18 protein-coding genes and 1 pseudogene are annotated in these 21,048 nt (G+C 60.0%); 10 read left to right on the forward strand and 9 right to left on the reverse strand.

What is annotated here, in order from left to right; genetic code table 11:
• Positions 1 to 91 precede the first annotated feature (91 nt).
• On the reverse strand, positions 92 to 577 hold the full coding sequence (locus tag HGP31_RS24995) for a YajQ family cyclic di-GMP-binding protein (protein WP_007977344.1): 486 nt from the start codon (positions 575 to 577) through the stop codon (positions 92 to 94).
• 142 nt (positions 578 to 719) lie between these two features.
• Between HGP31_RS24995 and HGP31_RS25000 the strand changes: the two genes are divergently transcribed.
• The 3 genes from HGP31_RS25000 to HGP31_RS25010 are packed head-to-tail and all read left to right on the forward strand — an operon-like array spanning position 720 to position 4,303.
• Entirely contained in the window at positions 720 to 1,637 is a 918-nt protein-coding gene (locus tag HGP31_RS25000; protein WP_168758855.1) for a putative 2-dehydropantoate 2-reductase, read from the forward strand.
• Between the two features lie 45 nt (positions 1,638 to 1,682).
• A complete protein-coding gene (locus HGP31_RS25005) occupies positions 1,683 to 3,719 on the forward strand; it encodes a HAMP domain-containing sensor histidine kinase (RefSeq protein ID WP_168758856.1) in 2,037 nt (678 codons plus the stop codon).
• Positions 3,720 to 3,721: 2 nt separating this feature from the next.
• Positions 3,722 to 4,303 carry a cob(I)yrinic acid a,c-diamide adenosyltransferase gene (locus HGP31_RS25010; protein WP_168758857.1) on the forward strand — a complete coding sequence of 194 codons (582 nt, stop codon included), beginning with the start codon at positions 3,722 to 3,724 and terminating at the stop codon, positions 4,301 to 4,303.
• A 64-nt stretch (positions 4,304 to 4,367) separates the two neighbouring features.
• Here HGP31_RS25010 and HGP31_RS25015 read toward each other — a convergent pair whose 3' ends face one another.
• The 4 genes from HGP31_RS25015 to secA form a co-directional block, all read right to left on the reverse strand.
• The gene (locus HGP31_RS25015) at positions 4,368 to 5,312 is read right to left on the reverse strand and encodes a Nudix family hydrolase (RefSeq protein ID WP_020797887.1); all 945 of its coding nucleotides are present in this window, start codon (positions 5,310 to 5,312) and stop codon (positions 4,368 to 4,370) included.
• Entirely contained in the window at positions 5,309 to 5,941 is a 633-nt protein-coding gene (locus tag HGP31_RS25020) for a glutathione S-transferase family protein (protein WP_033039752.1), read from the reverse strand. The genes HGP31_RS25015 and HGP31_RS25020 overlap by 4 nt, the downstream gene beginning before the upstream one ends.
• 145 nt (positions 5,942 to 6,086) lie before the next feature.
• The gene (argJ, locus tag HGP31_RS25025; protein ID WP_020797885.1) at positions 6,087 to 7,304 is read right to left on the reverse strand and encodes a bifunctional glutamate N-acetyltransferase/amino-acid acetyltransferase ArgJ; all 1,218 of its coding nucleotides are present in this window, start codon (positions 7,302 to 7,304) and stop codon (positions 6,087 to 6,089) included.
• Between the two features lie 121 nt (positions 7,305 to 7,425).
• Entirely contained in the window at positions 7,426 to 10,161 is a 2,736-nt protein-coding gene (gene secA / locus HGP31_RS25030; protein WP_020797884.1) for a preprotein translocase subunit SecA, read from the reverse strand.
• A 307-nt stretch (positions 10,162 to 10,468) separates the two neighbouring features.
• On the opposite strand from secA, the gene HGP31_RS25035 reads away from it, so the two are divergent.
• Positions 10,469 to 10,924 carry a DUF721 domain-containing protein gene (locus tag HGP31_RS25035; RefSeq protein WP_020797883.1) on the forward strand — a complete coding sequence of 152 codons (456 nt, stop codon included), beginning with the start codon at positions 10,469 to 10,471 and terminating at the stop codon, positions 10,922 to 10,924.
• A gap of 102 nt (positions 10,925 to 11,026) precedes the next feature.
• Here HGP31_RS25035 and HGP31_RS25040 read toward each other — a convergent pair whose 3' ends face one another.
• On the reverse strand, positions 11,027 to 12,514 hold the full coding sequence (locus tag HGP31_RS25040; RefSeq protein WP_042955423.1) for a helicase HerA-like domain-containing protein: 1,488 nt from the start codon (positions 12,512 to 12,514) through the stop codon (positions 11,027 to 11,029).
• A gap of 189 nt (positions 12,515 to 12,703) precedes the next feature.
• Between HGP31_RS25040 and HGP31_RS31050 the strand changes: the two are divergent.
• From HGP31_RS31050 to HGP31_RS25060, 5 genes and pseudogenes are all read left to right on the forward strand, one after another.
• Positions 12,704 to 13,735: pseudogene (locus HGP31_RS31050) on the forward strand (cache domain-containing protein); the annotation flags it as partial.
• A gap of 93 nt (positions 13,736 to 13,828) precedes the next feature.
• Positions 13,829 to 14,593 carry a methyl-accepting chemotaxis protein gene (locus tag HGP31_RS31055; protein WP_371106612.1) on the forward strand — a complete coding sequence of 255 codons (765 nt, stop codon included), beginning with the start codon at positions 13,829 to 13,831 and terminating at the stop codon, positions 14,591 to 14,593.
• Positions 14,594 to 14,768: 175 nt separating this feature from the next.
• Positions 14,769 to 15,890 carry an N-acetylglucosaminyl phosphatidylglycerol synthase gene (locus tag HGP31_RS25050; RefSeq protein WP_020797880.1) on the forward strand — a complete coding sequence of 374 codons (1,122 nt, stop codon included), beginning with the start codon at positions 14,769 to 14,771 and terminating at the stop codon, positions 15,888 to 15,890.
• Entirely contained in the window at positions 15,883 to 16,659 is a 777-nt protein-coding gene (locus HGP31_RS25055; protein ID WP_033039762.1) for an N-acetylglucosaminyl phosphatidylglycerol deacetylase, read from the forward strand. Before HGP31_RS25050 ends, HGP31_RS25055 begins: the two co-directional genes overlap by 8 nt.
• Complete coding sequence (locus tag HGP31_RS25060; protein ID WP_020797878.1) at positions 16,656 to 17,651, forward strand: glucosaminyl phosphatidylglycerol flippase; 996 nt, start codon at positions 16,656 to 16,658, stop codon at positions 17,649 to 17,651. The genes HGP31_RS25055 and HGP31_RS25060 overlap by 4 nt, the downstream gene beginning before the upstream one ends.
• Here the strand turns inward: HGP31_RS25060 and HGP31_RS30665 are convergent.
• Entirely contained in the window at positions 17,629 to 17,808 is a 180-nt protein-coding gene (locus HGP31_RS30665) for a hypothetical protein (RefSeq protein ID WP_020797877.1), read from the reverse strand. The genes HGP31_RS25060 and HGP31_RS30665 overlap by 23 nt on opposite strands.
• A gap of 85 nt (positions 17,809 to 17,893) precedes the next feature.
• Positions 17,894 to 18,742: a formyltetrahydrofolate deformylase gene (gene purU, locus HGP31_RS25065; protein WP_020797876.1), complete on the reverse strand. Its 849-nt coding sequence runs from the start codon at positions 18,740 to 18,742 to the stop codon at positions 17,894 to 17,896.
• Positions 18,743 to 19,070: 328 nt separating this feature from the next.
• Between purU and mvaT the strand changes: the two genes are divergently transcribed.
• Entirely contained in the window at positions 19,071 to 19,448 is a 378-nt protein-coding gene (gene mvaT, locus HGP31_RS25070) for a histone-like nucleoid-structuring protein MvaT (protein WP_008058684.1), read from the forward strand.
• Positions 19,449 to 19,546: 98 nt separating this feature from the next.
• Here mvaT and sbcB read toward each other — a convergent pair whose 3' ends face one another.
• The gene (sbcB, locus tag HGP31_RS25075) at positions 19,547 to 20,977 is read right to left on the reverse strand and encodes an exodeoxyribonuclease I (protein WP_033045366.1); all 1,431 of its coding nucleotides are present in this window, start codon (positions 20,975 to 20,977) and stop codon (positions 19,547 to 19,549) included.
• Positions 20,978 to 21,048: the final 71 nt, after the last annotated feature.

Raw genomic sequence — 21,048 nt, forward strand, 5'->3', positions numbered from 1 at the left:
GCAGAAAGACCAAATCCTGTGCGGATCGATCGTTTCTGCCGTTGCTTGGGCCTCGGACGCCGAAAACGCCTGGAGGTTCCCGCCTTGCACGTCAGTCGCGGAAGTTGTTGAACTGCAGCGGCATGCCGAATTCCTTGGCGCGCAGCACTGCAATGGCTTCCTGCAGGTCGTCACGCTTCTTGCCGGTGATGCGCACCTGCTCACCCTGGATGGCGGCCTGCACCTTCAGCTTGGCGTCCTTGACGTGAGCGACGATTTTCTTCGCCAGCTCCTTGTCGATGCCTTCCTTGAGCACAGCTTCCTGCTTCATCAGCTTGCCCGATGCAAACGCATCCTTGACCTCAAGGCACTGCACATCGATCTTGCGCTTGACCAGGGCCAGCTTGAGGATCTCAATCATCGCTTCGAGCTGGAAATCCGCTTCAGCGGTCAGGTTGACGGTCAGGTCCTTTTCCTTGAACTCGAAGCTGCCTTTGCCTTTCAGGTCATAGCGACGATCGAGCTCCTTGACGGCGTTCTCGACCGCGTTGGTGACTTCGTGTTTGTCCAGTTCGGATACCACGTCGAACGACGGCATGTAATCTCTCCAATAAATAGGGCGCGCTCGATCTAGATGGAGCACGCCTGGCTTGCGGTTAAAATCCGCGCTGATTATAACGGGTCTTTCCGATCATTCACTGCGAGCCACCCATGCGCGCCTTAAACAGAGCAAAAAGCTGATGTCCACCACCTGGCATGTACTAGGCGCCGGTAGCCTCGGCACGTTGTGGGCCACTCGCCTGGCTCGGGCCGCAGTGCCGGTGCGCCTGATACTGCGTGACTCAGCCCGGCTACGGGCGTACGAGGCGGCAGGCGGCTTGACCCTGGTCGAACATGGCCAGGCACAGCTATACCCGGTAAGCGCCGAAACGGCCGACAGCCTAGCGCCGATTAATCGACTACTGGTCGCCTGCAAGGCCTACGATGCGGAACTGGCCGTGGCACAGCTGGCACCCCGACTGGCGCCTGGCGCCGAACTGATCCTGCTGCAGAACGGCCTGGGCAGCCAGGACGCCGTGGCGGCGCAAGTCCCGCAGGCGCGCTGCATTTATGCGTCAAGCACGGAAGGCGCCTTTCGCGACGGTGACTGGCGTGTAGTCTTTGCCGGGCACGGGTTTACCTGGCTGGGAGATGCCGGCCATCCCGTCGCCCCGATCTGGCTGGACGACCTCGACGCCGCGGGCATTCCCCATGAGTGGAGCACCGAGATTCTCACCCGGTTGTGGCGCAAACTGGCGCTCAACTGCGCGATCAATCCGTTGACAGTGCTGCACGATTGTCGCAACGGCGGGTTGCAGGAGCACCATTGTGAGGTCGCCACCCTGTGCGGCGAACTCATCGAGCTGCTTGAGCGATGCGGCCAGCCAGCAGCCGCCGAAAACCTGCAACAGGAGGTTGAACGGGTGATCCACGCGACCGCTGCCAACTACTCCTCGATGTACCAGGACGTCAGCAACCGGCGCCGCACCGAAATCAGTTACCTGCTGGGCCATGCCTGTAAAGTCGCGGCGCGGCATCAACTGAACCTGCCGCACCTCAACCAGCTTGAGTCCAAGTTGATCGCGCGCCTGCTCAGCCTTGGATTGCCCAGCGACTGAGCAGCGGCTACGCTGGCCACTTGTTCCCTTGCAGCGATAAACCTGATGCCATTGCGCCAGCGTCTTGAAAACCTCCCTGTCGGCCAGAAACTGCTGGCCGCCCTGTTGGTGCTGTTGACCACTGTACTGCTGGTTGCGAACCTGACCTTTATCAGCGCCGCTTACTACATTTCCCAGGAAAGCATGGCGCCCCAGGCCCTGCAGACCATCGGCCGACTGGTCTCCAACCCGAGCCTGGTATCTGAGGCACTGCAATCGCCGCAAAGCGCCCAGCGCCTGCTCGATGAGCTCGACAGCTATTCACCACTGCGCGCTGCAGCCCTGTATGACGGCAAGGGCGAGCGCCTGGCGCAGTTGCAACATGGCGATCACCTGAGCCTGCCCAAGCATTACCGGAACATCGAATCCTGGCAAGTCACCGAGTTTCGCAGTAACCAGGTCATCACCCTGCCCCGCCCCGGCACCGCACCCGGCCACTTGCTGCTGGTGGCCAGTAGCGAGCTGCCCATGGCGTTCTATACCGGGACCCTGACCGCCAGCCTGGGAATCCTGATTTTCAGCGTGCTGCTGTGGCTGGTCATCGCGCGACAGATCAAACGCCTGATTACCCGGCCGATTCATCAGCTGGAGGAGCTCTCCCGCCAAGTGACCCGGGAAGAGAACTACGCCCTGCGCGCCTCCCGGGGCAATCACGATGAAATCGGCAGCCTGGCCGAGGCGTTCAACACCATGCTCTCGCGGATCGAAGCCCGGGAACAGCAACTCAAACGCGCCCGCGATGACTCCCAGGCCGCGTATGACCAGGCCCAGGGACTGGCCGAAGAAACCCGCCACACCAATCGCAAGCTGGAACTCGAAGTCCAGGTACGGAGCAAGATCGAGAAAAAACTCACGGGTTTCCAGAATTACCTCAACAGCATCATCGACTCCATGCCATCGGCGCTGATCGCCCTCGACGAACAGCTTTACGTAACGCAGTGGAACCAGGAAGCCAGCGCCCTTTCCGGTACACGCCTGGACGAAGCCTTGAACCAGCCGATCTTCCTCGCCTTCGAACCGCTCAAGCCGTTCCTGCCGCAGCTCAAGCAAACCGTCGAGCAACACACGGTGGCCAAGATCGAGCGCGTGACCTGGGTCAAGGACGATGAGCCCCGCCACTACGCCCTGACCTTCTATCCGTTGATGGGCGGTGCCGGACGCGGCGTGGTGATCCGCATCGACGACATTACCCAGCGCCTGTCCCTTGAAGAAATGATGGTGCAGTCAGAGAAAATGCTTTCCGTCGGTGGCCTCGCCGCCGGCATGGCCCACGAAATCAACAACCCGCTCGGAGCGATCCTGCACAACGTGCAGAATATCCGCCGCCGACTGTCCCCTGAACTGCCCAAGAACCTGGAACAGGCCGAGCAGATCGGTGTCGAGCTGTCGACCGTCAACCAGTACCTGCAAGCACGCGAAGTGCCACAACTGCTCGACGGCATCCAGCAGGCCGGCGCCCGGGCGGCGAAGATCGTCACGCACATGCTTAGCTTCAGTCGGCGCAGTACCCGCCAAATGGCCCCGTGCGATCTGCCAGCGCTGATCGACCAGGCGGTGGAAATCGCCGGAAACGACTTCGACCTGGCGATTGGTTTCGACTTCAAGGGCCAGGCGATCATTCGCCAGTTCGACCCGGCGCTGGGGCCAGTGCCCGGTACCGCCAACGAGCTGGAACAGGTGCTGCTCAACCTGCTGAAAAACGCCGCTCAAGCCATTCACCAGCGTGAAGACGACAGCGAACCAGGGCGCATCATCCTGCGCACCAAGCTGAATCCGCCGTGGGCGGAGATCCAGGTCGAAGACAACGGCATCGGCATGAGCGAAAGCGTGCGCAAGCGCATCTTCGAACCGTTTTTCACCACCAAGGAAGTCGGTCAGGGTACCGGCCTTGGCCTGTCGGTCTCGTATTTCATCATCACCAACAACCACAAGGGCCAGATGGAAGTGCAATCGACCCAAGGCCAGGGCACCTGCTTTACCCTGCGCCTGCCATTGGCGAGCACCCCGCTCGTCTCTCAAGAACTCAACCAGTTAACGAGGTAACCATGGGCTTTCGCTTGTCGAAGATTTACACCCGCACCGGCGACAAAGGCGAAACCGGCCTGGGCGACGGTCGCCGTGTGCCCAAGGACCACCCGCGGATCGAGGCTATTGGCGAGGTAGATACGCTCAACAGTCAGGTCGGAGTGTTACTGGCTGGACTGACGGCAGAAATTGCCCTGCATCCGGGCTTGAAGGAAGTGATCGAGGTATTGGCGCCCTGCCAGCACCGATTGTTTGACCTCGGCGGTGAACTGGCCATGCCGGAGTATCAGGCACTGAACGACGCGGAAATCGAACGACTGGAAGCGGCGATCGATGTGTGGAATGAAGAGCTTGGGCCGCTGGAGAATTTCATTCTGCCGGGGGGGTCGATGCTGATCGCCCAGGCTCATGTGTGCAGAAGCCTGGCTCGCAGTGCGGAGCGCCACTGCCAGCATTTGAATGCTGTTGAGCCTTTGGGCGGGGTGGGATTGGCTTATATCAATCGGCTGTCGGATTTGTTGTTTGTGGTGGCAAGATTGATTGCCCGGCGTCAGGGGGTTGCCGAGATTTTGTGGCAGCCGGCGGTGAAACCAGAGATTTAGCCGTCGCCTTTCAGACCGCCTTCGCGAGCAGGCTCGCGAAGGGGTCAGTGGCTACACCAGGGAATCAAGTCTCAGGCCAGAACGCCCGAATCCCCGCCACGCCCTGCGCTCCTGCTGCCCAAGCTTTCTCGACTTCCGCCGGGCCAACCCCACCCAGCAAAAACACCGGCCTGCTGAAACCCTCGATCAAGCTCGAAGCCTGCTCCCAGCCAAGCGGTAGAGCGCCCGGATGCGTCAAGGTCGGCTGCACCGGCGACAGGGTCACGAAGTCCACACCCATCTCCTCGGCCAGCGCCAGCTCTTCAGCGTTATGGCAAGACGCCGCCAACCAGCGCGATGCCGGCAACGGACGACCGGCAGCCGCGTACTTGCGCAACTGTGCCGACGTGATGTGCCAACCGGCGGAGGGGAAATCTCCCAGCCACTCGAACGGCCCCTTGATCATCAGCTGCGCCTTGCCGGCACACAGCCCGACGGCGTCCACAGCCAGATCGCGGTACTTCGGGTCGTAACCGTTTGGTGCGCGCAACTGGATCAGCTTGATGCCGCCCGCGATGGCTTTCTGGATCCCTCGCAACAGGGCCGGGGTTTCCAGGTCTTCAGGCGTGATCAGGTATTGCTCGGGCAAGCGCGCGGCCGCCACGATTGGCCGGTTGGCCTCAGGGAACTCGTAACCCGACAGATCACGCGCCGTCACCCAAGCCAATGGCTGACCTTCGGCGCCGTGAGGCTCACCGGTGAACGCCGAGACTTCCCAGACATCCAGCAACACCTGCTTGTCCGGGTAATCATGGCGGACCTTGATCAGCGGGCGTGCCGCGCCGACCACGATACCCAGCTCTTCCTGCAGCTCACGGGCCAAGGCGCTTTCGACCGACTCGTCGGCCTCGACCTTGCCACCGGGAAATTCCCACAGGCCGCCCTGGTGCTGAGTATCGGCACGACGGGCGATGAGGATCTTGCCGCTGCCATCACGGATAACGGCGGCTGCTACGTGTACTCGTTTCACCGCTTGATCTCCTCCAGGCCGGCCTTTTGCCAAGCCTTGAACGCTGGCCATTGGTAGAGGGTTTCAACATAGGCTTCGTCGACTGCCGACAGCTTGACCTGATAGGTACGCAGGCGCACGGCAATGGGTGCAAAAAACACGTCGGCCAGGCTTATGCGACCGAACAGGTAGGGCCCAGGCTCGGTCGCGACAGAGCGGCATTCAGCCCACAACGCCGACATGCGCTCGATGTCTGCCTGCACATCCGCCGGAACCGGCGACAGCGGCGCGTCATGACTCAGGTCGAATGGCATGTTGCCGCGCATGGCGAAGAATCCACTGTGCATTTGCGCGCACGCCGAACGCGCCTGGGCACGGGCGGCGATATCCTTGGGCCACAGGCCCGCGTCGGGAAACTGTTCCGCCAGGTATTCGGCAATCGCCAGGGAGTCGGCGATGGTGCCGTGTTCGGTCTTGAGCAACGGGACCTTGCCGGTTGGCGAGTGCTTGAGCAGACGTTCGCGGGTGTCCGGCTGGTTCAGCTTGATCAATTCTTCGGTATAGGTGGCGCCGGTCAGATCGAGGGCCAGGGCACCACGCAGGGACCAGGAGGAAAGCAGTTTGTCGCCGATGATCAGGTGGAGGCTCATGTTCGGGACCTTTTGATGAGGTGGACAGGCCAAATTCTTTAGCGTCTGGTCATCCGTCATCGCGGGCAAGCCCGCTCCCACAGTGATCGCGCCGTACCACGGAACCTGTGGGAGCGGGCTTGCCCGCGATGGGGTCGACTCGGTCTTAAGTACGGTACTCGGCGTTGATCTTCACGTACTCGTGGGACAGGTCGGTGGTCCAGATGGTTTCGCTGCAATCACCACGACCCAGTTCGATACGAATAGTGATTTCTTCCTGCTGCATCACCGCTGCGCCCTGGGCTTCGGTGTAGGTCGCAGCGCGGGCGCCACGGCTGGCGATGCACACTTCACCGAGGAACACATCGATCTTGCTCACGTCCAGGTTCGGCACGCCGGCACGACCAACAGCCGCGAGGATGCGGCCCCAGTTCGGGTCGGAAGCGAACAGCGCAGTCTTGATCAATGGCGAGTGGGCCACGGTGTAGCCAACGTCCAGGCATTCCTGGTGAGTGCCGCCGCCGTTGACTTCAACGGTAACGAATTTGGTCGCGCCTTCGCCGTCGCGAACGATCGCCTGGGCCACTTCCATGCACACCTCAAATACCGCCTGCTTGAGCTTGGCGAACAACTCGCCTTCGGCACGGGTGATTTCCGGCAACGCCGCCTGACCGGTGGCGATCAGCATGCAGCAGTCGTTGGTTGAGGTGTCGCCATCGATGGTGATGCGGTTGAACGACTTGTTGGCGCCGTCCAGCATCAGGTTTTGCAGCACATCGCGAGCAACCTTGGCGTCGGTGGCGATATAGCCGAGCATGGTCGCCATGTTAGGGCGAATCATGCCCGCGCCCTTGCTGATACCGGTGACGGTGATGGTCACGCCGTCGTGCTGGAACTGGCGGCTGGCACCCTTTGGCAGGGTATCGGTGGTCATGATGCCGGTGGCGGCAGCTTCCCAGTTGTTCTCCGACAGATCGTCGAGGGCAGCTTGCAGTGCGCCCTCGATTTTCTCGACCGGCAGCGGCTCGCCGATCACACCAGTGGAATACGGCAGCACCAGGCTGGCGTCTACGCCGGTCAACTCTGCCAGCTTGGCGCAGGTGCGCTCGGCCGCGGCCAAACCTGGTTCACCGGTACCGGCGTTGGCATTGCCAGTATTGGTCAGCAGGTAACGCACCGGACCTTGCACGCGCTGCTTGGCCAGGATCACCGGGGCGGCGCAAAAGGCGTTCAAGGTGAATACACCCGCCACCGTCGAGCCTTCGGCACAACGCATGACCACCACATCCTTGCGCCCCGGGCGCTTGATACCGGCCGAGGCGATACCGAGTTCAAAACCGGCAACCGGGTGCAACGTTGGCAAAGGACCAAGACCAACAGCCATGAATGCGCTCCTTTATAAATGATGTCTGCACCGCTTCAGCAAAAGCGATGGTAAAAATGGCAAAACGCCGCGACGGCATGAGCCGGTCGCGGCGCGGGTATTTCAGCGTATGAAACGGGGGTTACTGGATCTGCCCGTGGCAATGCTTGAACTTCTTGCCCGAACCGCAGTAGCACAGTTCGTTACGGCCCAGCTTCTGCTCGTTGCGAACCGGGGCGGTGGCGAGGGCCACATCGACCTCTTCACCCAACTGCTCCGGCTGCTCCAGGCTCGGAGCCTCTTCATGCAGGAACTGCATGCGCGCCGCCAGTGCCTCGGCTTCCTGGCGCAGGCGCGCCTCTTCCTCGGCCGGATCTTCGCGACGCACCTGAACGTGTGACAACACACGGATCGAGTCGCGCTTGATCGAATCCAGCAGCTCGGAGAACAGCGTGAACGACTCGCGCTTGTACTCTTGCTTCGGGTTCTTCTGCGCATAACCGCGCAAGTGGATACCGTGACGCAGGTGATCCATGGTCGACAGGTGGTCTTTCCACAGGTCATCCAGCACGCGCAGGACGATTTGCTTCTCGAAGGTGCGCAGCGCTTCCGCGCCCGCCTGGTCTTCTTTCTCGTTGTACGCGGCGATCAGCTCCTGCATCAGCTTCTCGCGCAGGGTTTCCTCGTACAGGTGATCGTCTTCGTCGAGCCACTGCTGGATCGGCAGCTTCACACCGAAATCGCTTTCCAGGGCCGCTTCCAGACCCGCCACGTCCCACTGCTCTGGCAGCGATTGCGGTGGAATGTGCGCGCTGACGGTAGCGTTGAGTACGTCCTGGCGGAAGTCAGCAATGGTTTCACCGATGTTGTCGGCAGCCAGCAACGTGTTACGCATGTGATAGATCACTTTACGCTGTTCGTTGTTGACGTCGTCGAACTCGAGCAGTTGCTTGCGAATATCGAAGTTGCGACCTTCAACCTTGCGCTGGGCCTTTTCGATGGCGTTGGTCACCATGCGGTGCTCAATCGCTTCGCCAGGCTGCATGCCCAGGGCCTTCATGAAGTTCTTCACCCGATCAGAGGCGAAGATGCGCATCAGGCTGTCTTCCAGCGACAGGTAGAAACGACTGGAACCGGCGTCACCCTGACGACCGGCACGACCACGCAATTGGTTGTCGATACGGCGCGATTCGTGACGCTCGGACGCGATCACCTGCAAACCACCCGACTCGAGCACTTGCTGGTGACGTTTCTGCCAGTCCGCCTTGATCTGGGCAATCTGCTCAGGCGTCGGGTTTTCCAGCGAGGCCACTTCCACTTCCCAGTTGCCGCCCAACAGGATGTCGGTACCGCGACCGGCCATGTTGGTGGCGATGGTCAGTGCACCCGGGCGACCGGCCTGGGCGATGATCTCGGCTTCTTTTTCGTGGAACTTGGCGTTCAGGACCTTGTGCTCGATGCCTTCCTTGTTGAGCAGGTCGGACATGCGCTCGGAGGTTTCGATGGTCGCAGTACCCACCAGCACCGGACGGCCCGCGGCCATGCTTTCCTTGATGTCAGTGACGATTGCCGCATATTTCTCGTCGGCGGTCAGGAACACCAGGTCGTTGTAGTCTTTACGGGCCAGCGGCTTGTTCGTCGGAATGACGATGACCTGCAAGCCATAGATCTGATGGAACTCGAACGCCTCGGTGTCGGCCGTACCTGTCATGCCGGACAGTTTGTTGTACAGACGGAAGTAGTTCTGGAAGGTGGTCGAGGCCAGCGTCTGGCTTTCGGCCTGGATGTTCAGGTTTTCCTTGGCTTCGATGGCCTGGTGCAGGCCTTCGGACAGACGGCGACCGGGCATGGTGCGACCGGTGTGTTCGTCAACCAGTACGACCTGGCCGTCCTGCACGATGTATTCAACGTTGCGATGGAACAGTTTGTGCGCACGCAGACCGGCATAAACGTGGGTCAGCAGGGCCAGGTTGTGCGCCGAATACAGGCTCTCGCCTTCCGCCAGCAGGCCAAGGCGGGTGAGCGCGTCTTCGACGAACTGGTGACCGGCTTCGTTGAGCTCGACCTGGCGGGTCTTCTCGTCAACGGTGTAGTGACCGGCCTTGGTGACTTCGCCTTCGACTTCTTCGACGTGCAACTCCAACTGCGGGATCAGTTTGTTGATCTCGATATACAGCTTGGAGCTGTCCTCGGCCTGACCGGAAATGATCAGCGGGGTACGGGCTTCGTCGATGAGGATGGAGTCGACTTCGTCGATCACGGCAAAATTGAGTTCGCGCTGGAATTTTTCTTCCATGCTGAACGCCATGTTGTCGCGCAGGTAGTCGAAACCGAACTCGTTGTTGGTGCCATAGGTGATGTCGGCGGCATAGGCCAGGCGCTTCTCTTCCGGCGGCTGGAATGGCGTGACCACGCCGACCGTCAAGCCGAGGAATTCGTAGAGCGGGCGCATCCAGTTGGCGTCACGACGGGCCAGGTAATCGTTCACCGTCACAACGTGCACGCCCTTGCCGGACAATGCGTTGAGGTAAACACCCAGTGTTGCCACCAGGGTCTTGCCTTCACCGGTACGCATCTCGGCGATCTTGCCTTCATGCAAGGTCATGCCACCGATCAGTTGGACATCGAAGTGGCGCATACCCATGACGCGCTTGCCGGCTTCACGGGCAACCGCGAAGGCTTCCGGCAGAAGCTGGTCGAGGGTTTCCCCTTTGGCGAAGCGGGCCTTGAACTCGTCTGTCTTGGCACGCAATTGATCGTCCGAAAGGGCCACCATTCGCTCTTCGAAGGCATTGACGAGTTGCACCGTCTTGAGCATGCGTTTGACTTCACGCTCGTTCTTGCTTCCAAAAAGTTTTTTTAACAAAGGCGCAAACATATCGGCAGGATCTTCCACACTAAAGGGATGGAGGGCGGCCCCGTGAGTCGCCCGAGCAGCCCTCATGGCCGCATGCGAACGAGCATTCTACCCGGAAACGGTGGTGAGGAAAGTGGCGTTACTCCACGATGCTGGCACAGCGTTGTGACGGGGCTCATTTAAAATAAGGGCAAATCGCTGAACTTCAAGCCATTCACGGCAGAAGTTACTGGTTGATTTAATGGGTAAAGCGCGCGCAAAGCAATGGGGCGGGCGCATCCGGTGCTTTCTGCTACCATGGCGGCTCTGTTACTTCAGGTGTCTGATCATGGCATTTCGCCCTCTTACGGCCAGAGCACCCGCCGTCCTGCTTCGCGAAGCCAAGCCGCTCAAGGCCATTCTAGGCCATGCTCAACGCCTGGGTCATTTGCAACGCTTGCTCGAGAGCCAGCTGCAACCCGCCGCGCGCGCGCATTGCCACGTGGCGTCCTGGCGCGAAGGCAGTTTGTTGCTCATTGTCACCGATGGTCATTGGGCCACCCGCCTGCGCTACCAGCAAAAACGCCTGCAGCGGCAACTGCAGATGTTCGATGAGTTCGCCAGCCTCACGCGAATCCTCTTCAAGGTCCAGCCGCCTACCGTTCAACAAGGGGCGACCGGGCATACCATGGATTTATCCAATGATGCGGCCGCGACCATCCAGGCCACGGCCGACGGCATCAGCGATCCAAATCTGCGGGCGGCGCTGGAGCGCCTGGCGGCGCACGCCAAGTCCAGGGCATGACATAGAACCCCTGTGGGAGCGAGCCTGCTCGCGAAAGCGGTGCTTCAGTCGACATAAATGTTGAATGTAACATCGGATTCGCGAGCAGGCTCGCTCCCACAGTTAGCGGCGTTTGCTGCCGCCCAACAATGACCCCATCAACCCGCGCACCAATTGCCGTCCCAGCTGATTAGCCGCCTGTCGCATCGCTGATTTCAGTGCCTGTCCCGCCGCCGTGCCGAGAAACTCTCCGGCCTGCTCGGTGAAGCTCGGCTCCTGCGCCGTCGGTTTTGCTGGCGCAGCCTCAGGTTCGGGGGCCAGTCCCTTGCGGCCCATCAGTATTTCATAGGCTGATTCGCGATCGATCGGCTTGTCATACCGCCCCTTGCACGGCGAACCGGCTATCAGCAGCGTGCGCTCCGTTTCCGTCAGCGGCCCGATGCGTGATTGCGGTGGAGCCACCAGCACGCGCTGGACCATTTCCGGTGTGCCCTTGTCCTGCAAGGTGCCCACCAGTGCCTCGCCGATACCCAGCTCGGTCAGCACCGACAGGGCGTCGAACGCCGGATTCGGTCGGAAGCCATCGGCCACCGCTCGCAGTGATTTCTGCTCCTTGGCGGTGAACGCGCGCAAGCCGTGCTGGATGCGCAGGCCCAGCTGTGCCAACACGTCATCGGGCAAGTCGCCCGGTGACTGGGTGACGAAATACACCCCCACCCCTTTGGATCGAATCAGCCGCACCACTTGTTCCAGTCGATCCTGCAGCGCCTTGGGCGTGCCGGCGAACAACAAATGCGCCTCGTCGAAAAACAGCGCCAGCAACGGTTTGTCCGCATCGCCACGTTCCGGCAGTTGCTCGAACAGTTCCGCCAGCAGCCACAACAGGAACGTCGCGTAGACCTTGGGGGCTTCATGCACCAGGCGACTGGCATCGAGCAGATGGATGCGCCCGCGGCCATCGGCGGTCGGTTGCAGAATATCCTCCAGTTGCAGCGCCGGCTCACCAAACAGCGCCTCAGCGCCCTGCTGTTCCAGGGTTGCCAGGCGTCGTAGCAGGGCCTGGCTGGAGCCGGTGGTCATCAGCGCCGCGTCATCCCCCAGCAGTTCGGGGTGGTCCTTGAGGTGATTGAGCAGCGCCTTGAGATCCTTCAGATCCAGCAGCAACAAGCCTTCGCGGTCGGCCACCTTGAACGCGGCATACAGCGCCGACTGCTGGCTGTCGGTCAATTCCAGCAGGCTGCCGAGGAGCAACGGCCCCATTTCGCTCAACGTCGTGCGTAAAGGATGACCGGACTGACCGTGAATGTCCCACAAGGTCACCGGATAGGCCGCAGGCTTGTGGTTCAGCCACGGCATGCCGGCAATACGCTCGGCGATCTTGCCCTGGGGGTTGCCGGCAGCGCCCAGGCCGCACAGGTCACCCTTGATGTCGGCGGCAAAGACCGCCACGCCGGCATCGCTGAAGGCTTCGGCCAGACGTTGCAACGTGACGGTCTTGCCGGTCCCGGTAGCGCCTGCGATCAATCCGTGACGGTTCGCCAGGCGCATGGCCTGGGCGATCGGCTGGCCCGCGAGATCGGCGCCGATAACAAGTTGCAATGAATCAGGCATTTGGTCACCCATGGTTAATCTTTGGTCCTACACAGCCGATAGAAATATCGACAAAGCAGACAGACACAAATCTGTCGGACATTTCCCTTAAGGAGCGACGGAAATATCACTTGCTTTCAACATTGCCCATCGTGCGTTCCTTTATAAAAGCACGCGCTGGGCATTAAGACCTTAGCGGAACCCCAAGCCATGAACAAAAATCTACGCTTCAGCCACAAAATCCTGCTTGCCGCCGCCCTTATCGTCATTGCGACTTTCGCCTCATTTACCCTGTATAACGACTATTTACAGCGCAATGCCATCCGCGAAGACCTGGGCAACTATCTCAACGAGATGGGCGACGTCACCGCCAGCAATATCCAGACCTGGCTGACCGGCCGTATCCTGCTGATCGAGAACCTCTCGCAAAACATTGCCATCAACCCGGAACAAGCCAACGTCGCCGCCCTGCTGGAACAGAAAGCTCTGACGTCGACGTTCATGGCGTCCTACCTAGGCGACGCTTCCGGGCACTTCACCATCCGTCCGGATGCGAAGATGCCGGACGGTTTCGACCCTCGGGTTCGTCCTTGGTACAAGGGTGCGCAAAACAGCAGCACGCCGACCCTGACCGAACCCTATGTCGATGCAGCGACCGGGCAAACGATCATTTCCCTGGCCACGGCCTCGACGAAAGCCGGGCAAGGCGTTGGCGTAGTGGGCGGCGACCTCAGCCTGCAAACCTTGATCGATACCCTCAGCGCCCGGGATTTCGACGGCATGGGCTACGCATTTCTGGTCAGCGCCGACGGCAAGATCCTGGTCCACCCGGACAAAGCCCTGGTCATGAAGTCCCTGGGCGAGGCATACCCGCAAAATACCCCGCGCATCAGCCGCGACTTCAGTGAAATCGTGGTCGACGGCAAGACCCGCATCGTCACCTTTACTCCGATCAAGGGCCTGCCGTCGGTCAATTGGTACATCGGCCTGTCGGTGGACAAGGACAAGGCCTTCTCGATGCTCAGCGAGTTCCGCACCTCGGCAGTGATTGCCACGGTGATCGCCGTCGCCATCATCATCGCCCTGCTGGGCATGCTGATCCGCCTGTTGATTCAGCCGCTGCACGTCATGACCCGGGCCATGGCCGACATCGCCGACGGCGAAGGCGACCTGACCAAACGCCTGGTGATCCAGAACAACGACGAGTTCGGTAACCTCGGCACCGCTTTCAACCGTTTCGTGGAACGAATCCACGGATCGATCCGCGAAGTGTCCTCGGCCACCGGCCAGGTCAACGAAGTGGCATTACGCGTGGTCGCCGCCTCGAACTCGTCGATGTACAACTCCGACCAGCAAGCGTCGCGCACCAGCAGCGTGGCAGCGGCGATCAACCAGCTCGGTGCCGCCGCCCAGGAAATCGCCCGCAATGCCGCGCAAGCGTCGAGCCAGGCCAGCGATGCCCGCAACCTGGCCGAAGATGGCCAGCAAGTGGTAGACCGCAGCATTGCCGCCATGAATCAACTGTCGAACATGCTCAGCGCCTCGAGCAGCAACATCGAATCGCTCAACAGCAAAACCGTGAACATTGGTCAGATTCTTGAGGTCATCACCAGCATTTCCCAGCAAACCAACCTGCTGGCGCTCAATGCCGCCATCGAAGCGGCACGGGCCGGTGAAGCCGGGCGTGGATTTGCCGTGGTGGCCGATGAAGTGCGAAACCTGGCGCATCGCACCCAGGAATCGGCACAGCAGGTTCAGACCATGATCGAAGAGCTGCAGGTCGGCGCCCGCGAGTCGGTTAGCACGATGAGCGACAGTCAGCGCCACAGTCAGGACAGCGTGGAAATTGCCAACCTGGCTGGCGAGCGCCTGAGCAGCGTGACGCAACGCATCGGCGAAATCGACGGCATGAACCAGTCGGTGGCAACCGCCACCGAGGAGCAGACCGCCGTGGTCGAGTCGATCAATGTCGACATCACCGAAATCAACACCCTGAACCAGGAAGGTGTGGAAAACCTGCAGTCAACATTGCGCGCATGTACGGACCTTGAGCAACAGGCAGCGCGATTGAAGCAGTTGGTAGGCAGCTTCCGCATCTAGCGTTTTAGCTGGCCTCTTCGCGGGCGGCGATCCGACTCGCCCGCGAGGAGAAATACCCTGACACCAATCCGTCCATACACCACCCCCCTCTCCAGCCCCTCCCCATCCCCGCCAAATCCTGACCGAACAACTATTCTTCATTAAGGTCAACCAAGGAGAACAACGGACTGGAGGAATGTTCATCGTGCATATCGCTGACATAACCATGTTCTACGCCCCTGCCAGCGGTGGCGTACGCACTTATCTGGATGCCAAGCATCATCGCCTGTGCACCAGGCCCGGTATCCGCCACAGCGTATTGATACCGGGGGCCGTTCTCAGCGAACAGGATGGCATCTATACGGTTCCGGCTCCCGCCCTGCCTTTCGGCAAAGGCTATCGCTTCCCTCTGCGTCTCGCGCCCTGGCGCAATGTCCTGCAGGATCTGCACCCCGATTTGATTGAAGTCGGCGACCCCTACCTCACCGCCTGGGCGGCCCTGGACGCCCGTCGCCAACTGGATGTGCCCGTCATCGGCTTTTATCACTCCGACCTGCCACTGCTAGCCCGCAATAGAATGGGCAATTGGGTCACGCCAAACGTCGAGGCCTATGTCAGCAAGCTCTACGGAAACTTCGACCGGGTACTGGCACCGAGCAGGGTCATGGCCGATAAACTGACCGGCCTTGGGGTGAAGAACGTTTTCGTGCAGCCCCTGGGGGTCGATCTCCAGGTGTTTCATCCCGATGCACGGGACAGCGACCTTCGGGCCGACCTGGGCCTTGACGAAAACACTCATCTATTGATCTTCGCGGGGCGCGGTTCCAAGGAGAAAAACCTGCCGGTGCTGCTCGAATGCATGAAGCGCCTGGGCCGACGCTATCACTTGCTGCTGGTCGGTTCGTCGATGCCGACCTCTGTGCCGGGAAACGTCACGGTCATCGACGGGTTCCGCCCTGCCACCCAAGTCGCCCGCCTGATGGCCAGTGCCGACGCGTTGCTGCATGCCGGTGACCAGGAAACCTTTGGCCTGGTGACCCTCGAAGCCATGGCCTGCGGTATACCCGTCGTGGCGGTGGCTGCTGGCGCCTTTGAGGAAATCATCACCGATCAATGTGGCGTCTTGTGCGCCCCCAACGATCCGTTGGCCATGGCCAACGCCGTGCGCGAACTGTTCAGCCAGGGCAGCGTAGCCCTCGGCCAGCAAGCCCGACGCCATGTCGAGCGGTATTACGCCTGGGACGCAGTGGTCAACAGCCTGCTCGGCCATTATCACGCCGTCCTCGGCAGTCAATGGCCGCGAGCCGCCAATGGTTGAATCTATGAGCGCCCCGAGCCTGCTGCTGGTACTGCACGATGTCGCGCCACCCACCTGGGCCGATTACCAGCCCTTTGTCGAAGCCGTCGACGCGCTTGGCAGCGTGCCGATCACCTGGCTTGTTGTGCCGGATTTCCACAAACACTACGACTTGCGAGCCCAACCGCAATTTTGTCGTCAGCTCGGCGCACGGCTCGAGCGCGGCGATGAACTGGTGCTGCACGGTTATTTTCACTGCGATGACGCGCCGAAGGCGAGCAACCCCCATGACTGGTTCATGCGCCGGATCTACACCCATGAAGGCGAGTTCTACAGTTTGTCTCGCGAAGCCGCCCTCAACCGCTTGCACGCCGGCATTGAAATGTTCCAACGGAACAATTGGCCGCTCCAGGGTTTCGTCGCTCCCGCCTGGTTGATGAGCGAAGGCACGCGCCAGGCCTTGCGCCAATTACCGCTGGATTACACCAGTGATGCCCGGCATCTTTTTCGCCTGCCTGATTTCACTGCAATCGATGCCCCCGGACTGGTCTGGAGTGCGCGCAGTGCCTGGCGGCGTGGCGTATCGAAACTGGTCAGCCAGCAACTCGAACAGCGCTGGCGATCGGCGCCGGTAATTCGATTGGGCCTGCACCCGGTGGACATGCGTCATGAGTTCTCGCGTACGTACTGGCTGCAAACCCTCAAGCGCCTGCTCGATGAGGGCCGCGTACCCATGACCAAGACCCGTTGGCTGGCCCTGCAAAGCCAGCGCATGGGGCGTGCGGCATGAGCCGCTCGATCCTGCTGTGCATCGGTCTACTTGCCGCGTTACTGATTCCCTGGCTCCTGGGCGGCAGCGAAACCTGGTCACGGCTTAATGACTTTCCACTGAGCAGCTTGCTGGTCATGCTCGGCATGATCTTGCTGTGCTGGGTGGTCAATACCCTGCGATTGCGCCTGTTGCTGGGAGATCAGCGCGACAAGGTCAGCCCGGTCAAGAGCCTTGGCGTGGTGATGGCCGCCGAATTTGCCTATTGCGCCACGCCGGGAGGCAGCGGCGGGCCGCTGACCATCATGGCCTTGCTGGCGCGCAATGGCGTGCGACCGGCCAGGGGCAGCGCCGTGTTTGCCATGGACCAATTGAGCGATCTATTGTTTTTTCTCTGCGCATTGACCGGCATTCTGATTTACGCCCTGTTCCAGCATCTCAGCCAGCACATGGCGTGGTTGCTGATCATCAGTGCCCTCTCGATGTTTGGTGGGCTGGTCAGTTGCGTGGTGGTGGCGCGCTATCACCGCCTGGTAATCCGTATGGGGGGCCGACTGCTGGCACGCCTCAACGTCGAGCCCTCGACCCGCATGCGTTGGGCACGCAAACTCCTGCACTTCCTGGCGGCGTTTACCGACACCCTGAAGTTACCCCCGCAGACATTGATCACCGTGTTTGGCTTGACGTGCGTGCATTGGATCTTGCGTTACAGCGTGTTGTACCTGGCGCTGCGCGGGCTCGGCGCGGACTTGCAGTGGGCCTGGAGCTTCCTGATCCAGATGGTTTCATTGAGTGCGGGGCAGTTCAGCCTGTTGCCAGGCGGTGCGGGGGCGGCTGAACTGACGTCAGCGGCACTGTTGGCGCCCATGGTGGGTAAATCCACGGCGGCGGCCGCCATTCTGATCTGGCGGGCAGTGACCTATTACTTTTATTTGCTGGTGGGTGGACCGGTGTTTTTACTGATGCTGGGCCGACCATTGCTCAAGAAGCTTATGAAGAACGTGTATCCGTAGGCCCAGGCTCTAGCTGCAACGCTTCCCACAACTCGGCAGCCCCCGAAAACTCCGTGCCATCTTCAGGGCTCAGTTCATCGGGGTCGTACCGACTCAAGCAACCCTCACCCAAGGTGGCGGGTGCCTTCGAGGTGGCTTTGTCCAGTGGATCGGCCATGCTCATGTCCTCGGTGCAGAAACGGCGAAGGGCCTGTGCGATTGAACGCCCAGGCCCTTCGAATTTCAACCCTGTCGTGCAGCGGTCAAAACACCACGGTTTTGTTGCCGTGTACCAGTACCCGGTCTTCCAGGTGGTAACGCAGGCCACGGGCCAGCACCATTTTCTCGACATCTCGACCGAAGCGCACCATGTCTTCGATGCTGTCGCTGTGGCTGACACGCACCACGTCCTGCTCGATGATCGGGCCGGCGTCCAGCTCTTCAGTCACATAGTGGCAAGTAGCGCCAATCAGCTTTACCCCTCGAAGGGAAGCCTGGTGGTAAGGCTTGGCGCCGACGAACGACGGCAGGAAGCTGTGGTGGATGTTGATGACCTTGTGCGCATATTCCCGGCACAGCTCAGGCGGCAGGATTTGCATGTAGCGGGCCAATACGACCACTTCAGCATCATGCTGCTTGACCAGGCGCGAGACCTCGGCAAATGCCGGCTCCTTGTCCTGGGGATTAACCGGTACGTGGTAGTAGGGAATGCCGTGCCATTCGACCATGCTGCGCAGGTCGTCGTGGTTGGAAATCACGCAGGCGATTTCACAATCCAGTTCATCGCTGTGCCAGCGATGCAGCAAGTCGGCGAGGCAGTGAGACTCGCGGCTGGCCATCAACACGACGCGCTTTTTCTGCTCGGTATCGGTAATACGCCAGTCCATCGAAAACTCTTCGGCAATCGGCGCAAAGGCTTCGCGCAAGGCTTCGATCCCGAAAGGCAGCGAGTCGGCACGAATTTCGTGACGCATGAAGAACCAACCACTGAGATTGTCCGAGTGGTGGCTCGCTTCAGTGATCCAGCCGTTATGTGACGCCAGAAAGTTACTGACTTTGGCAACGATGCCGACGCGGTCCGGGCAAGAAATCACCAGCCGAAAAGTGCGCATGAGGGGGAAACTCCAGAACTTCGCAAAGGCGGGCATTCTAGCGATTGTGCAGCAAAACTGCAGTATTGATGACACGCCGCCTTCCCCAATGGCCTGCGCCAACGTTCGCGCAGCACCAGGCGAACGCCCCTAATTGGCTATCGACCAGCACTGATTTGTAAATATCTGTAGCACAGGTGGCGAGTTATTTAACTGCGCCTCCAATGTGCGCTGAACTCACTGGAATTTAATTAAATAAACTCAGGTTTAATGTTTACTTGATGAAACAGCCTGACTATTATTGCCGCACTGTCACCTGCCATCCAGCGCCCTACATAAGGTAGTAATCATGTCCTTGATCAACGAATATCGCGCCACCGAAGAAGCTATCAAAGAGCTGCAAGCCCGTTTGAAGAATCTGTCCCAAGACGACAAACTGCAGACTGAGCTGGAATTCGAAGGCAAACTGCGCACCCTGATGGGCGAATATTCCAAATCCCTGCGCGACATCATCGCGCTGCTGGATCCAGAAGCCAAAACCAAAGCGCCACGTGGCGGTGCAGTAAAAACTACTGGCACCAAGCGTGCTCGCAAAGTTAAACAATACAAAAACCCGCACAACGGCGAAGTCATCGAGACCAAAGGTGGCAACCACAAAACTCTGAAAGAGTGGAAAGCCAAGTGGGGCGGTGACGTGGTTGAAGGCTGGGCTACCCTGCTGGGCTAAGCTCACGCGCTTGTCGCGGATCGATTGCGACAAAAAAAACGCCAGCATACGCTGGCGTTTTTTTATGCCCGGAGTTTAGCCCCGGGGCATTTTCGATTTCAAAGATTCAAACGATTGCGAAGACCCTGAACATATTCCCGCCAATCATTGAGAACCGCCTGCTGCAACGATGTCGCTGTAAGGGCCAACTGGGCTGCCGCCTCTGTAAAACTATCCAGGGTATTTGGCGCGCCCCATTCAGGGACTGATAGACGTTTCTGACAGAATATTCGCCAGCGTTCTTGCTCGTCGAGATTCAAGGTATCGGGAAAGTTACGTGCTCGATATCGAAACAATAGCTCTGGCAAACGTTCATCATCGAAAGGCCATTGCTGTTGCGCCAATTGCAGCGGGTCGGCTGTTCTGACTTGCTCGCATAAACGCCGATCACGGTCCCCGATAAATCCGTTGTATAACTGTTGCTCAGGATCCTCGCTCGAGGAAAAATCTTCCCGGGCATAAATCGCCAGAACTTTAGCTTGCCAATCCTGCTGCGCGTCACTTAGCCGCAGTGCACGTTGCTGATAGAGCGCAACATCCATCCCCAAGCGCAACTGATCTGCGGGACGAAGAACCGATAAAGGCGCGACCACGGGGCATTTATTGATGTGGATAAGCTTGAGCGGTACGGGTAATTCACCTTCTGTCAGCTCGTCTCGGCGGGTATACAAACGCTGGCGCAAGGTTTCGGCATCGAGATCGAGCAAACCCTGCGGGTCGAGGTGCAGGTCGCAAACAATCAGTGCGTTCTTATTGCGTGGGTGCCAGGCCAAGGGCAACACTACGCCGACATAGTTGCGCGCCGCAGAAAAGCGCCCTGAAACATGCACCATCGGTTGCAGCAAGCGCACCTGGTCCAGCACCTTTTGTTTACTGCGAAGCTGAAACAACCAGTCATACAACTTCGGCTGTTTTTCCCGGATCAGGCGCGCCAGGGCAATCGTGGCGCGAACGTCCGACAGCGCTTCGTGGGCGCTGCCATGATCGATCCCGTTAGCGGCGGTCAGGCGTTCGAGCTTGAGTGTCACTCGCCCTTCTTCGTCTGTCGGCCAGACAAGGCCATCGGGGCGCAAGGCATAGGCTGCGCGAACGACATCGATCAGGTCCCAGCGACTGTTACCACCCTGCCATTCCCGTGCATAAGGGTCGAAAAAATTGCGGTACAGGCTGTAGCGGGTCATCTCATCGTCGAAGCGCAAGGTGTTGTACCCGGCGCCGCAAGTACCCGGCGCCGCCAGTTGGGCATGCACCCGGGTCATGAAGTCGGCTTCGCTCAACCCGTCCTCGGCCAGTTGGGCGGGCGTGATGCCGGTGATTGCGCAAGCCGCGGGATGCGGCAGGATGTCGTCGCTGGGCCGGCAAAAGAGATTGACAGGCTCGTCGACTTCATTGAGCTCGAAGTCAGTACGCAACCCCGCCATTTGCAGCGGGCGGTCGCAACGGGGATTGATACCCGTCGTTTCGTAGTCGTACCAGAAGATGGAGGTCACGGGCTATTCCTGAACTGAAGATTGGCGAAGTCTAGGCGTTCCCGTCCCGCTCCGGCCAGCAATCGTGCCAT

The sequence above is a fragment of the Pseudomonas umsongensis genome, from assembly GCF_012647205.1.
GTDB classification, from domain to species: Bacteria; Pseudomonadota; Gammaproteobacteria; order Pseudomonadales; family Pseudomonadaceae; genus Aquipseudomonas; species Aquipseudomonas umsongensis.